This window comes from Paenibacillus sp. M2, assembly GCF_046713495.1.
In the GTDB taxonomy this organism is placed as follows: Bacteria; Bacillota; Bacilli; order Paenibacillales; family Paenibacillaceae; genus Paenibacillus; species Paenibacillus amylolyticus_B.
The window spans coordinates 920,271-935,105 of sequence record NZ_CP169648.1 but is presented as its reverse complement, the minus strand read 5'-3'; the positions used below and the strand labels follow the sequence as shown (position 1 = coordinate 935,105).

Here is a 14,835-nt window from a genome sequence, read left to right as displayed (position 1 = left end):
GTTAGATGACTTCAAACCATTGATTTAACCTGTTGTAATCTCGTAATAAAAGAAGAAATAAATGCTTTCTCTTTCATGAGATTCTCTCGCAATCTCTCACTTATTTTATTTAGTGTACTTGCATCACGCGTTATATTGTATTTCAGAACTATATTTCTCAATTTAAAGTAGTCCTGTTTCAGAATAGTGCTTAATTCCATAAAGATTTCATCTCGATCAATGATTGATTTCTCCATTAAATAAGATAAACGTAACTCCATTAGTAGCTTATGTTCATACAAAAGATGAAAGACTCGTGAATCCAATGCTTCTCCAACTAGGGCTGCCTGCTCAATGTCGGTAAAGATGCGTTGAATGGCTTGCATTCCAAAATCGTATTTCTGATCTCTCACTAAGTCATATGTCTCGCTTGAGTTAAGATAGTTTTCCATTGCCGTAATAATCTGCTCCACATGAATTGCATAATTGATATTCTGGATAGGCTTGAGAAATCTCACTTCTGTCCAAAAACTGTACTCATTAGACATGGTCCAGTAGCCTTTCTCAAGTTCATCCAGACTACATACGGTTTGTATGAATTTACCATCATCTAGATTATCAGCAATGTATATCAAATTTTGATCCAGGTCATACCCGTACACCAATAATTCGTGCATGAGATGTTCTTTTTGATAATAGTCTGTACACGCAAGGTAGTATCTATCTGCATAAATATATAGATAATACCCCATATCTATCGCTTCCGTAATCACTTGCTTAAGTGATGTTCCCCATTTGCTAATTACAATTTCTTGCGGCAGGTTGTAAAAGGAAATTCCCGGACAGGTACTTAGCAGAAACTGATGAGAATCAAACGAAAAAATTCCCCATCCATGTGCATATCTGATTTGTATAAAGTTATTGAAAATCCATGGCCATAAATCTTCGTGCATAACGGATGTTAATGTCCCATATGATGTGTACGTGCTAATGACAGGGTCACCTAGTTTAAGTACATTCTTAGCCATTACAGAATTCCTCCTTCGATTCCTAGGCATAGTGTATTCATCTGAACAGATTCATTGTATAAGCAACGCACTCTCAAATCTGGGAGCGAAGATCATGTTCTTGAATATATTACCATGTACCTTCCCCATTTTATATAAGAACGCTTTCATATATAAAAATATTTATTTCTCTCTCTCGTCCTAACGAAAAAGAGAGGATACCGCCCCACTATGGAGATGGTATCCTCTGATACTATAATCGGATTATCTAACACCTTACGGACTAACTGTACCGCCATTTGCATTCAGTGTCTCGCCGCTCACATAGCTGGATTCCTGGCTTGCCAGGAATACAAATGCCGGAGCCATCTCGGCAGGTTGTCCTGCCCGACCAAGCGGTGTATTGGAGCCAAACTCGGCTAGCTTCTCGACTGGTTGTCCACCCACGACCTGGAGCGGTGTCCATACCGGTCCAGGTGCAACAACGTTGACACGTATCCCTTTGCTACCCACCTGTTGTGCCAGCGCTTTGCTGAACGTGTTAATGGATGCCTTCGTTGTCGCATAATCCAGCAGGATTGGCGAAGGTTTGTATGCCTGAATCGATGATGTGTTGATAATGGAGCTGCCCGGCTTCATGTGTTTTACAGCTGCTTTGCAGAGCCAGAACATGGAATAGACATTTGTTTTGAACGTCGCATCGAATTGCTCGGTAGTCAGATCCGCAATCTGCTCTACAAACTGCTGTTTACCTGCCACGTTAGCGAGGATATCAATCCCGCCAAGCTCTTTTACCGCAGATTCAATGAGTTCTTCACAGTATTTCTCATCCTTCAGGTCACCAGGCATCGTGATCGCTTTGCGACCGGCTTCCTCAATCAGCTTCACAACTTCCTGCGCATCTGCTTCCTCTTCGGGCAGATAGGCCAGAACGACATCCGCACCTTCACGGGCAAACGCAATCGCTGCCGCCCGTCCAATTCCGCTGTCGGCCCCGGTCACAACTGCTTTGCGTCCCGTTAAACGTCCGCTGCCTTTATAACTTTTCTCACCCGCATCGGGAACAGGGGTCATCTCACGCTGGAGCCCCGGCTCATCCTGTTGCTGTTTCCACTCCGTTGTAGCCTTCGGATATTGTGTCGTTGGGTCTTGCATGGTGTGCTGGTCTTGATTAGCCATGTTCAATTCCTCCTCGGTTATTTACATTGATCACTACGATCACAGAATAACCTTCCGATCGCTGTTATCCCAAGATTTTTTTCTCTCCCTTATATAAGGGGGAAATCTGGGGATAGCGTATGCTTCCGATATAGCTTTCTTACAGAAAGCTTTTAGGCGAGCACTCCGTTTCTTCAGGTTATTTCTGTGCTCTTCGTTATCATGTAAATGTTAAATTTATGTTCAGAAGTTGTTTTCGTAAAAGTTGCACTCTTTCCTTTGTAACCGAGATGGGTGGAATTTAAACTAGCCCGCCCGGATTCCCTGAAAACCTTCTAACATTGAATCTCCTCTAACTGGAGATTGTATAATAGAACATGAGGTGATCTCGTTGAACCCAAATAAAGAACCCTATTCCATCGGTGAAGCAGCTAAACTGATCGGCTCCACGGTGAAAACGATCCGTTATTACGATGAGATTGAACTGTTACAACCCTCCAATCATACGGAAGGTGGGCATCGACTCTATACAACGCAAGACCTATGGCAACTCGAACTCATTACAACGCTTCGTTATTTGAATTTCAGCATACCGGATATACGAAAGCTCATGTCGGGTGAACTGGCGGTAGCACAGGCACTGGATCTACAGATTTTGAAGCCTTGGAAACCCAGATCGGCACGATGAATTCCATGCTCTCTGTTTTATAACAAGCGAGGAAGCATGAAGAAGACACTTCACTGCATTCTTTGTGGCTTAGCCTTCTCTCCGATTTTGGGTTTGCCTTTTAGGCTTGCTCGGCTAACTTTAGGCGCCGCTCTCGCCAGCTCAAGCGATCTTAGCGAAATTCTTTGAACATATTTTCTTTGCGCACCAATATGTTATATATTTCTAGATTAATATATAATACCCAACTAGAACCTTTTTTCACCGACTCGCTTGCTGATCCAGTTTCTACGTGTTTTCTGAAGACAGCGGGTCGGTCGAAAAGGGATCTGAAAATTACAGGAGAAGACAGCGACACGTAGAATCTTCGGCGCAAACAAAAAGAACCGGCTTGCCGGTTCTTTTTGTGAATTTGATTTTGAATTTCGCTCCGTCGCTGGGTAGCAATCAAGGGATTATAACGGATCTAAGGCAGCGTTTTCGGTCTTCTTAGGCACGCTAGTCTAAGCCCCCTATGCTGTCTGTTATTCGAATTTATTTGATCAAGACGGGATTTATAATAGCTATGTCTGTGTATGTATACTCGCCTTTTTGATTCTCAAATCTGATTTCTAATTCCTGTACTCCTTTGACGGAAACAGAAGCCTCATTCAAACCAACGCCTGTTACAGCATTTCCGGTCCATAACTCTTCTCCATCTCCATAGACTGATATTTGACCTACCGATCCACCTGTGCCAATTGAAGCATACCCAAAATTAAACTGCTTGTATTGTCCATTTAGATTGTAACTTTGTGACAGCACACCAGGATCATAAGCCGATACAAGTGTCCTAATTCCATTAGTATACCTTGTACCTTTAACTTCCATCCTTGCATTAGTTTTAATTTCTCCTGAGGATACCTTTAACGGTGGCAAGTCGGTTAAAGACTTTTGTTCTCCGACTACATTTCCAATCAGGACCGATTTTGTCTTTCCTTCCCAAGCAACCTCTTTGCCTACCATGTTCCCAACCATTTTCAAAGGTACGTAAGTTGTTCCGCTGTAAGAAAGCGATGCTGGAACACTAGTGCCATTGTTATTGAATTTTCCATTTAAAGGTGTCTTGTCTACATTATCTACAATAAACTTGATCTGATCCAAGCTAACTTCAATTTTCGTTGTAGCTCCAAAAGCAATTCCACCAAAAAAAACGGCTCCAAGCGTAAAACCAGTTACACCGTACTTCATCTTTTTCATTAAACTCATATAAGTTCCTCTTTTCTTTAATATAGGTAAATTATGTATAAATATCTATTTTACCTATATTAATCATATACGATCCTCTTTATTTTTACTATAAGTAAATCCGATACCACGGCCGCTCTCCACCGAGATGGATGAAATTTAAACTAAGCCCGCCAGAATTCCCTGACAACCGTCTGACATTGAATCTCCTCTAACTGGAGATTGTATAATAGAACATGAGGTGATCTCGTTGAACCCAAATAAAGAACCCTATTCCATCGGTGAAGCAGCCAAACTGATCGGCTCCACGGTGAAGACGATCCGTTATTACGATGAGATTGAACTGTTACAACCCTCCAATCATACGGAAGGTGGGCATCGACTCTATACAACGCAAGACCTATGGCAACTCGAACTCATTACAACGCTTCGTTATCTGAATTTCAGCATACCGGATATTCGAAAACTCATGTCGGGTGAACTGGCGGTAGCACAGGCACTGGATCTACAGATTGAAGCCTTGGAAACCCAGATCGGCACGATGAATTCCATGCTCTCCATTTTGCAGCAAGCGAAGCAGCATGAAGAAGACACTTCACTGCATTCGGAACAGTCACTCACCTACATCTCCAGTCTGGTAGAATCCCTGACTGCCAATGCGAACAGGCGAAGACAATTTGTTGCTGCCAAGGTGGATGAATCCCATCTGCTGGACAGCATTCCGCAGGATTGGAGAGTGTCGTTTCTGCACTTTTTTGATAAATACATGATGAAAGATACCAAACTGACGGCTCAGCAAACACTGGCCTGGAAGGAAATTCAGGGAATGATCAATGATCCGGCCTATTGGGCCGATCTGGCTCGGCTGGAGGTTCCATTCTTCATTATGGCGAATCAGCCACAAGTCGAAGCGGACATCTGGGTGAAAAAAATGGAGGCTATTCGCATTCGCACTACCGAAGTGCTGGACAAGCGTTGGGCAATCGATAGCCCTGCTGTGCAAAGCATGGTGTGGGACTTTGTATTGATGTATGCAAGTGTCGAGCACGCCGAAACACCCGAAGTATTTTTTCGCAAACAGGCCCGATATATGCTCGACTCTGTGACGGATCGCATTCTGCGTTTTAACAAGCTGTGCAAGGTGATGAATCCCGAATGGAGCCAGATTGTAGATGGCATTAACCTGTTGCAGGAGGGCATGCGGTTACGTTTAATACAAATGGAAGAAGACTGAATTTCAGTCTCCTTCCATTTATACGTTTAACCTTTTTTTAATGAATAGGATTCATGTTCTCCCACTTCCTTGTCCATATGGAGCGATTGCCCTTTCAAGTAGTGGTTGAAGAAATCAATCGTCGTATCGTTGACCAACTGTTGCGTCCCCCGCGCATCTACACCCTGTGTCCATTCGAGCAGTGGAGAGATCAGGTAGAGGTCGGAGAAACTCAGATGTTTGGTGTTGGTCAGCTCCATCCAGAAGTTCCCTCCTACGGTTACCGGCTCATACCGAGCGTACACTTCCTCGTAATATTTCTCGGCTTCCGGACGGGTCGTGCCCATCGCAGCGATCTCCTCGTCACTCATGACACTTGTACCTGCAACGGTTGAGTCTGCATTCATCATCAGGAACGGCTTGCCCACACCTTCCGCAGGGATACGTTTCTCGCCAAACAATACACCATCCATATTCATGCCTGCTTTCACACGTGGATCATCGATTAACATCTGTACTGTCGTTGCTCCGCCAAATGAATGCCCAAACATGCCGATCTTGTCCAGATCCATATGTCCTGTAAACCGCCCACTCGGGTCCCCCTTAGCCAACTTCTCTACCTCATCCAGTACAAACTGTGCATCCTGCACCCATGTCTCATTCAACTTGTCCATGTAACTGAATTGCAGCTGCTCGAATCCTTCTTTCCCTTCCGATTCAAACTGCGCCACACGTCCATCCGGGAATACGGACACCAGACTGCTATACGTGTGATTAATGCTCACCACAATGTAACCTTGACTGACCAGCTGCTCGACTTGGAACGTATTCTGAGTTTCATAGCCATGCAGACCATGAGAGAAAAGAACAACCGGATACTTGGCTTCGGCATCAGATAACTGAGCTTCCTGAATCGCATGTGTTTTGACCTGACTCAGACTGGAAAATAAAAGCTCTGGCAGTTTTAGCATTTTATTGAAGGCTTTCCCGTAGATCTCCGGCTTATTAACATAAGGGGCTGTTGCTCCCTCTGCTTCTGGATTCGTTGGATACCAGATCTGTACCATCAGCTCCCGTTGATCACCGGCAGAACTCGTCAGCAATTCCTCTCGGCTGTTATCTGTCCAGTCGTAGGATACCGTTCCGATTCCATAGGGACCTGCTGGCTTGGCAAACGAAAACACCGGGAACAGTAGCGGTAAGCCAATGCTCACAACAGCGTATACCAACACCAGAAGAGACGTTACGATGATTCGGACACGTCCGAATTTCCCCGCCACAGGTGATGTGGAAGAAGATGCCCCGGTACGTTTACTGTTCAGCGAGGTTACATCTGACTGTTGCTGGCGTCTTGCCTTTGTAAATAACACAACCAGTGGAACCAACGTGAGCAGATACGCCGGAACCATCGGCCAACGTAGTCCTTCGACCACACCATGGATGATCAACAGCACACCCGATATGACGAATCCACCCCATACCATTTTCCGAAAATGTTGAGGCTGTCTCCCAATCCCGATTACCCCCACACACATAAGCAGGTTAAAAATAAGATAAATCCATTCTATTGTCCTCATATGCTTAAAGCCTCCCTTTCTGCCACCGTTTAAATCAGAATTGTATTATTGCGCAGCAGCTATTATATAAATTGAACTAAACATTTACACGAGAACGTAGAGGACAGAAATAATCTGAAGAAGCGACAGCGTTCGCCTTTATCCTCAGATTTTCACCTTTGTAAAATTAAATCAAAAAAATCAGGGGATAACAGCGATCAGAAGGTTGTTCTGTCATCGAAGTGGCAAGTGTAAATAGGCTTTAGTGCAATCTTTATAATTCCCATCTTAAAACCTCCATTTACAGGAGATTCAAGCATGAATTTTGTGGATAAAAAAATGCACTCCCTGAATGACGCTGAATCACCCTCAGGTTCTCCAATCGTTTCAAGGAATGCATGGTTGATATTACGATATAAGTTGATTTTTGAATATTAGACTAGCGATCTTCGCCGCCATCTATCCGTTGTCTTTTTCCGATGCCAAATGCGAAATATCCAGCCACCACGATGGCCATAAACGTAGCTCCAACTATCAGAGGCAAGCGCGTATCCGGGTTAAACGCCATACCAATAATGACGAGAATCAGATACACGATGATAATGTAATTGCTGATCGGGAACCATTTGGACTTGAAGTTATGATCCGCCATCTCGTTGCCCCAACGCTTTCTGAATCGGAACTGGCTGAACGCCAGCGCGAACCATGGAACCATACCCGGAAGAACACTTGCACTGTAGATGTACAGGAACAGCTTGGAGTCCGGCATCAGGTAGTTCAGCACAACCCCAATCAACAGCAAGGAGATTGTAATGACGATACTGTTGCGGGGAACCCCGCCTTTGGACAGCTTTTTAAAAAAGGCAGGTGCCTGCCCATTCTCAGCCAGCGTGTATAACATCCGTCCTGCACTGTAGATCCCGCTGTTGCATCCAGACATGGCCGCCGTGAGTACCACAAAGTTAATGATCCCCGCTGCAGCAACAATACCAACCTTGGCAAAGGTGAGCACAAACGGGCTACCCGTCTCGCCTACCTCGTTCCAAGGGTACAGGGTTACGATAACAAATATAGCTCCAACGTAGAAAATAAGAATACGCCACACGATATTTTTGATCGCTTTACGCAAGGTGTATTTTGGATTCTCCGCTTCGCCTGCTGTAATGCCGACCATCTCCACCCCTTGATACGCAGCCGTTACGATACACAGTGCAAATAGGAAACCTTTGATGCCTCCAGGGAAGAATCCGCCATGACTGAACAGATTCGACAGCCCGATTGGCTGTCCTCCGTTCCCCCAGCCGAAGAAGATGAGCCCGGTTCCGATCACGATCATGGCTACAATAGCCGTCACCTTGATCATCGCAAACCAGAATTCAAATTCCCCATAGAACTTCACCGCCGCCAGATTTGCCGCCGCAATGATCAGCACCCCAGCAAGTGCAGGCAACCACTGCGGAATATCCGGGAACCAATACCCGACATAGATGCCAATCGCCGTAACTTCCGCCATACCCACCGTAACCCACAGGAACCAATAACTCCAGGCGGTCAGAAATCCGGCAAGCGGACTAATATATTTGTGAGCAAATGTTGCAAACGAACCCGTGACCGGCTCTTGAATCAACATTTCCCCCATAATGCGCATGACAAAAAAGATAACGATACCAGCCAATAAATAAGCCAGCAGCACGGATGGACCTGCCCATTTGATCGTACTTGCCGATCCCATGAACAAACCAACGCCGATTGTACCTCCGAGTGCAATCAGCTCTACATGGCGGGGCTTTAGCCCTCTAGATAGTTGCTTTGATTCCAAACGATTCTCCCCTTTTCTTGTGTACAGCTTCCTGATGTAATCTTTAACCTCCACATTCACATTAACGCAATGCAGAATTACTTCACCAAATTGTACGAGATGTGCCGCAGAAATACAACAAGGAATGTGAGGAAGACCCGTTAAACAGAATTTTCTACATGAAAAAGAGGCCTCCTAATTATGTCCTCACCTGACATGATTAGGATAACCCCCGATGATTAATTGCAATCAGATTAATCCTGATTTTTGGAGAAGCCGCTCAACAATTGCAGCCACTTCAGCTCTTGTAATATATGCCTTGGGTGCGAGCTTACCATCACTTCTACCTGAAAAAATACCCGCTTGTATGCTTTCAGCTATACCCTTGTTTGCCCATACAGACGATTCTGATATATCGATATACTTTTGAAGCTCGGTTGATCCCGATTGAACGGGAAGCTTTTCTTTTAGCCCTGTAATGTCCATGGCTCTTGCCATAATATTCATGGCCTGCTCCCGTGTGATTTTGTCGTCAGGACGGAAAGTTCCATCTCTGAAGCCATCTAGTAATTGATATTCATAGGCCGTATTGATTGCGCGACTGTACCATGCATCGGCAGCTATATCCGAGAATACGTTCTTGGATGAATCCAATTTCAATCCCAGGCCACGAACCAATACCATTGCAAATTCTGCCCGGGTAATATCTCGTTCTGGGGTGAACATACCTTCGCCTGTCCCTTCCATCACCATGCGAGAACCCATATCATTCACTTCGGCTTTAGCCCAGTGAGTTTGCATATCCTGGAATTCGATCGGATTCCATACAATGGAGTACGTACTGTTGGATAGACTGTTTACCTTGGCATAATAATTCGTATCATTTACAACGACTTGAGTTGGTACGTGACGAACTGATCCATCCGTGTCGATGACTACACCTGTCGTGATTCGGTTGGGATCTACTCCCTCAGGAATAGCTATCGTTCGTTCAACATATGCATTGAAATGGGTAATGTTAATCGTACGATTAACATAAATTCCACGTACTTCAAAATTATATGTTGGGGCAACAAGTGTAAATCTATTTTTTTCAGTCGCATCTGTTATTACCCGCAGCATCTCTGCTCCAAGCGTCGAGATCTCAATTTGAATCAGAATATCTTTGAGATTAATTGACTGCCCCAATTGATTGGACAGCGCTTGGATATTGATTTGCTGAGAAGGTAATGTATAGGTCGCAGACGGCGTTTGAATTTTCAGAGTTGCCTTTTTATCCTCCATGCTCTTGATCATCTGGCCATTTAGTTCCCCAATGACAACATCAGATTGTTTATTTAACAGAATGGTGACCGTAGCTCCATTTCCTTCAGCTGTAAGCTTTTCATCCAGCTTCACGGAATCTACCGTTATTGTGGTTACACTTTGACTATTTCGCTCACTTGAAGTTGCTGATCCGATGTTTTCCAATTTCCCGTTGACCATTACATCCACACCTGAATTTCCTGGGTTTGGAAATTGAGTTCCTGATGTAGGTGGCTGGCTTGGATTCGTATTGCCTCCACTACCGCCAATACTTCCTCCGCCACCGGTATTGCCGCCATTACCTGTTGGTGCTAACGGGATGATCGCATTGGATAGTAACGAAGACTCACTACCCCCTGCTTGGTTCTTTGCTTTCACTGTAAACGTATAGCTCGTTCCGTTGGTTAATCCCGTGATGATTATTGGGCTACGTGTTCCAGTCACGACTCTATTATCTGGTAGAACATTCACCTCATATGACGTTACGGCACTTCCTCCATTGTCTGTTGGAGGATTAAAGCTAAGGGTAGCCTGTCCGTTACCAGCGACTGCTATTACGGATGATGGTGCTTCTGGAACTGTTAGTGGAGTTGCACTTGCCACATTAGACTCCGCACTCAAGCCACCCAATCCGCCTGCTTTCACCATAAAGAAATAAGTGGTTCCATTAATCAGATTTTCTACACGATAGTTCCCATCCGTCACGGTGGTAATTGCGTTACTGCTAAATTGACCGGATACTGTTGATAAATAAACTTCGTAATATGTCGCTCCCGGCACATTACTCCAAGTCAGCTGAACCTGCCGATCTCCAGGGGTTAATACCAAATCCTGAGGATTGGCCGGCGCGTTTGGCAAGTTGATCGCTTGAACAACTTGGAATGTCTGGTCCAGCATATTGTCCGCGGATATACGAAGCGTCGCAGTATAAGTGCCTGCTGGCAAACCATCTTTAACCTTCACTGTGAAGTTGGTTTCAGCCCCTTGGTTAAGGGTAGACACTGTAGGTTGTGTTACTTCAAAATCCGACCCATTCGTCCCACCAGATATTACCTCCAAGTTAGTCAATGTACCAGTACCAATATTTTTCATGATATTGGTTAATGTTTCTTGACTACCCGAGGCATAGCCCTGAATCAATGCTGCTGGGGTTTGATCCGCAATATTCTCAATGACATACGTTTGTGCTTGTTGAATGGCAACTACAGCAATATTGCTTGTCATCGTTGCGATCTTCATTCCATTTATACCATTGTTGGTGTTGGTCACGATTACATAATAGTAGATCGTTCCCTCACTTGTCGTTGGGGCGGCATATGTTGAGCTGGTTGCCGCATTGATGGGCGTACCGCCTGTTGTACTGTTAACCGTATTGCTATACCACTGGTAGCTCAATGTTCCTCCATCACTGATCGTAGCGCCTACGCTCAGCGTTGGACTACTCGCTCCCTCGTCAACGGTGGCGTCCGCTGGCTGTGTGTTAATCGTCGGGGCTGCTGCATCGATTAGCGCACTCACCGTCACTTGGGCCGCATTGCTCGTCGTCGTTGCAGTCTTCATTCCATTTACACCATTATTGGTGTTGGTCACGATTATATAATAGTAGATCGTTCCCTCACTTGTCGTTGGCGCGGTATACGTTGAGCTGGTTGCCCCGCTAATCAACGTACCACCCGTGGTGCTGTTGGTGGTATTGCTATACCATTTATAACTCAACGTGCCCCCATCACTAACGGTAGCGTTTACACTCAGCGTTGGACTGCTTGCTCCCAAATTGGCCGCTTCATTGGCTGGCTGTATGTTGATTGTTGGGGCTGCTGCATGAACCAGTGCATTTACCGTTACATATACCGCATTACTCGTCGTTGTTGCGGTCTTCGTTCCATTTACACCATTGTTGGTGTTGGTCACGGTCACATAATAGTAGGTCGTTCCCTCACTTGTCGTTGGCGCGGCATACGTTGAGCTGGTTGCCCCGCTGATCAACGTACCACCCGTGGTGCTGTTGGTTACGTTACTGTACCACTGGTAGCTCAAAGTGCCTCCGTCACTAGCAGTAGCGCCTAGGCTCAGCGTTGGATTGCTTGCCCCCACATTGACTGTTTCATCTGCTGGCTGTATGTTGATCGTTGGGGCTGCTGCATGAACCAGTGCATTTACCGTTACTTGTGCCACATTGCTCGTCGCCATTGCGGTCTTTGTTCCATTTACACCATTGTTGGTGTTGGTCACGATTACATAATAGTAGGTCGTTCCCTCACTTGTCGTTGGCGCGGCATACGTTAAGCTGGTTGCCCCGTTGATTGCCATACCACCCGTGGTACTGTTAGCCGTATTGCTATACCACTGATAGCTCAATGTTCCTCCATCACTAGCGGTAGCGCCTAGGCTCAGCGTTGGATTGCTCGCCCCCACATTGGCTGTTTCATCTGCTGGCTGGATGTTGATCGTTGGGGCTGCTGCAGAAACCACAGCATCATCAAGCACAATGTCATTAATACCATGCCAACTGTTCTTATCTGTCGAATATAGAAGAACCAAGTCCACATTATCGAAATCTTCATTTAATGAAACATGTTTAGAGTGATAATCTGCAATTAATTCGTCATTTATGAATGAGTGGGTTGCAACCTTTGCTCCATCGCGATATCCTTCAATCCTAAGGTTTATTGGTCCTTCACCCCAGTTTGAATAAAAGAATCCGTTAATTTGGAATTCGGAAGCATCGCTTGTTTTAATCCCCATCCCTTTCCAACCAATATTAATATCCGTTTCATAAGTGGTCAAAAAAGGAAACCAACCATCTGCCTCTGTATCTGCAAAAATGAGATTTCCCGGCATCATAGTTCCACTAACATCACTAATATTGAAAAATTGAAAAACCTTCCCAAGAATATCTGTTGAGCCACCTTCACCATCTTCAGCGATCCCGTCAGTCCAGGCACTACTATCAGTTGTAGAAAACGTTACTGTTGTCGGGGCCGCTGCTGATGCAGTTCCCAACCATTGACTCCCGATAAATCCATTGGTTACAAATAATATGAGGCATAAAAACATGAGTGAAACTCTCTTGTACATGATCACTGAACTGTTAATGTTCATCCGTTCCTTCCTCATTCTGGAGTGAGCTACTGTCTGAAGCAACGCTTATTTGATCAGCCTCCCATGAATCAAAATACCTATCAATTGACATTATTCGACACTTCACACCATAATCCTTTAGTACATTAAATAATGAAAATATTTATTTTTTAACCAGCCCTCTAAAACTACGATCATTCATCGTTAATTCTCCCCTAGAATTTTCTCTGACAATAGATATCCCTGAAACCATCAGAGGGCTATTTCGTATTGATTATCTTGATCATATTACATTGAATAATAGGAGACTTTACATGCCTGACCTTTTACTGGTTTTATTTTTGTTTAATCTGTCTCTCTTTCTGCTTCACGAAATGGATGCCATCAGGCGGTCTGAATGGAAATTATTTATGGTGTTAAAAGATATGGAAGATGATAAAGCCTATAGGTATTTCACTTGGATTCACCTGCCAATGTATACCATCATCCTCTCTCTTCTTTTTAGCCCATATCAGACCATTACATTTTGGGTGCTGGATATCTTTTTCATCATACATACCGTATTACACTTCTTTTTCGAAAAACATCCTCGAAATGAATTTAAAAACGGGTTCTCCAGATCATTGATCTACCCTATGGGAATAATCGCTTTAATTCATTTGATATTCCTAATCATCTAATCTGTTTACACCGACGGAATGAAGGAAGCTGGAAAGGTATTGTTGAATAACAGTGAATATGGAGGTGTGCCCATGCAACAATCTCATGCAGAACGAGTTGAATTATTTGTTTCCAACACACAGATCATCAAGAAGTCGTTCAAATGGCAACATGCGATGATGCAACGTCTGGCTGCCCTGCTCTATGCAGCGGAGAATAAAACAGCGGATGGGGAAGCTATTCATCAAAGCCATGAGTTGATTAAGCAAAACACAAAACTCTTCTCTGCATTCAGAGGTAATTCGGCCATTAGCATTGCTACCATGCTCTCCCTTACAACGGATGAGGACACAAAGCTGGCAGATACCCTGCATGTCTATGATTTGATGAAAGAGATCAAATTCCGCAACTCTGATTATCTGGTTATTGCCGCCTATCAGATCGCTACTCAGACATCACCTGACCAGTTTCAACCTACGGTGGAGCGGGCCAAATTATTTTATGATGGCATGAAAGCAGAGCATCGTTTCCTCACTGGACAGGATGACTACATTTTCGCTGCCATGTTAGCCCTTTCCGATCTCGAAGTAGATACCGGTGTGGCACGTATGGAACAACTTTATGGCGAATTAAAACCGGAGTTCTCTTCCAGAAACAGTGTGCAGGCGTTAACACAGGTCCTGGTTCTTGGAGAGGATGTCCCGGATGCAGGGGCTCGAGTGATTGCCTTAAATGAAGCTTTTCGCAAAAGGAATCTTCGAATGGACAAAACGTATACGTTAGCCTCTCTCGGAATACTTTCTCTACTGCCTTCGGACAGAGAGTCATTAGTGGATGAAGTCGCGGAAACAAATGACTGGTTACGGACTCAAAAAGGCTTCGGTGCCTGGTCAATCGACAAACAGGAGTTGCTCCTGTTCTCGTCTGCTCTGGTAGCCATACAATATGTAGAGGATCTGCGCAACGGTGTTCTAACCACAACCATCTCAACCAGCATCACAAACATTATTATTGCCCAGCAGGCCGCCATGGCCGCAGCTGCCGCAGCATCGGCTGCTGCCGCTTCTTCATCATCATCCAACTAACAAGGACCAGGTTGCCTTGAATATGAGTTAAAAAAGACCCTCCCGAGTTCAAGTTCACTCGGAAGGGTCTTAAAGCATTCAAGCCTACATCTAAAATAA

General features: G+C 44.7%; 10 protein-coding genes. 4 read left to right on the top strand and 6 right to left on the bottom strand.

Annotated features, from left to right (window positions below):
• Positions 1-11: 11 nt before the first annotated feature.
• On the bottom strand, positions 12-1,007 hold the full coding sequence (locus tag ACETMN_RS04375; RefSeq protein ID WP_341072435.1) for a hypothetical protein: 996 nt from the start codon (positions 1,005-1,007) through the stop codon (positions 12-14).
• A 255-nt stretch (positions 1,008-1,262) separates the two neighbouring features.
• Complete coding sequence (locus ACETMN_RS04370; RefSeq protein WP_341072434.1) at positions 1,263-2,165, bottom strand: SDR family oxidoreductase; 903 nt, start codon at positions 2,163-2,165, stop codon at positions 1,263-1,265.
• Between the two features lie 370 nt (positions 2,166-2,535).
• Between ACETMN_RS04370 and ACETMN_RS04365 the strand changes: the two genes are divergently transcribed.
• Complete coding sequence (locus ACETMN_RS04365) at positions 2,536-2,832, top strand: MerR family transcriptional regulator (RefSeq protein ID WP_411735828.1); 297 nt, start codon at positions 2,536-2,538, stop codon at positions 2,830-2,832.
• A 513-nt stretch (positions 2,833-3,345) separates the two neighbouring features.
• Here ACETMN_RS04365 and ACETMN_RS04360 read toward each other — a convergent pair.
• Positions 3,346-4,059, bottom strand: a complete 714-nt coding sequence (locus ACETMN_RS04360; RefSeq protein WP_091019683.1) for an NPCBM/NEW2 domain-containing protein — start codon at positions 4,057-4,059, stop codon at positions 3,346-3,348.
• A gap of 229 nt (positions 4,060-4,288) precedes the next feature.
• On the opposite strand from ACETMN_RS04360, the gene ACETMN_RS04355 reads away from it, so the two are divergent.
• A complete protein-coding gene (locus ACETMN_RS04355; protein WP_179198645.1) occupies positions 4,289-5,272 on the top strand; it encodes a MerR family transcriptional regulator in 984 nt (327 codons plus the stop codon).
• A 26-nt stretch (positions 5,273-5,298) separates the two neighbouring features.
• Here the strand turns inward: ACETMN_RS04355 and ACETMN_RS04350 are convergent, their stop codons facing one another.
• From ACETMN_RS04350 to ACETMN_RS04340, 3 genes are all read right to left on the bottom strand, one after another.
• Positions 5,299-6,828 (bottom strand): alpha/beta hydrolase family protein, encoded by a 1,530-nt coding sequence (locus ACETMN_RS04350; protein WP_091019687.1) that lies wholly within the window; start codon positions 6,826-6,828, stop codon positions 5,299-5,301.
• Between the two features lie 418 nt (positions 6,829-7,246).
• Positions 7,247-8,626, bottom strand: coding sequence for an amino acid permease (locus ACETMN_RS04345; protein ID WP_091019689.1), 1,380 nt, complete (start codon positions 8,624-8,626; stop codon positions 7,247-7,249).
• A 228-nt stretch (positions 8,627-8,854) separates the two neighbouring features.
• Positions 8,855-12,988 (bottom strand): S-layer homology domain-containing protein, encoded by a 4,134-nt coding sequence (locus tag ACETMN_RS04340; protein WP_411735827.1) that lies wholly within the window; start codon positions 12,986-12,988, stop codon positions 8,855-8,857.
• A 317-nt stretch (positions 12,989-13,305) separates the two neighbouring features.
• Between ACETMN_RS04340 and ACETMN_RS04335 the strand changes: the two genes are divergently transcribed.
• Positions 13,306-13,671 (top strand): DUF6713 family protein, encoded by a 366-nt coding sequence (locus ACETMN_RS04335; RefSeq protein ID WP_411735826.1) that lies wholly within the window; start codon positions 13,306-13,308, stop codon positions 13,669-13,671.
• Positions 13,672-13,743: 72 nt separating this feature from the next.
• Complete coding sequence (locus tag ACETMN_RS04330) at positions 13,744-14,736, top strand: DUF4003 family protein (RefSeq protein ID WP_091019693.1); 993 nt, start codon at positions 13,744-13,746, stop codon at positions 14,734-14,736.
• The last annotated feature ends 99 nt before the right edge of the window (positions 14,737-14,835 follow it).

Excerpts from the sequence above, each read along its gene's own strand:
- ACETMN_RS04360 (WP_091019683.1), bottom strand. The coding sequence starts at position 4,059 with ATGAGTTTAATGAAAAAGATGAAGTACGGTGTAACTGGTTTTACGCTT.
- ACETMN_RS04340 (WP_411735827.1), bottom strand. The coding sequence starts at position 12,988 with ATGTACAAGAGAGTTTCACTCATGTTTTTATGCCTCATATTATTTGTA.
- ACETMN_RS04375 (WP_341072435.1), bottom strand. The coding sequence starts at position 1,007 with ATGGCTAAGAATGTACTTAAACTAGGTGACCCTGTCATTAGCACGTAC.
- ACETMN_RS04335 (WP_411735826.1), top strand. The coding sequence starts at position 13,306 with ATGCCTGACCTTTTACTGGTTTTATTTTTGTTTAATCTGTCTCTCTTT.
- ACETMN_RS04350 (WP_091019687.1), bottom strand. The coding sequence starts at position 6,828 with ATGAGGACAATAGAATGGATTTATCTTATTTTTAACCTGCTTATGTGT.
- ACETMN_RS04330 (WP_091019693.1), top strand. The coding sequence starts at position 13,744 with ATGCAACAATCTCATGCAGAACGAGTTGAATTATTTGTTTCCAACACA.
- ACETMN_RS04370 (WP_341072434.1), bottom strand. The coding sequence starts at position 2,165 with ATGGCTAATCAAGACCAGCACACCATGCAAGACCCAACGACACAATAT.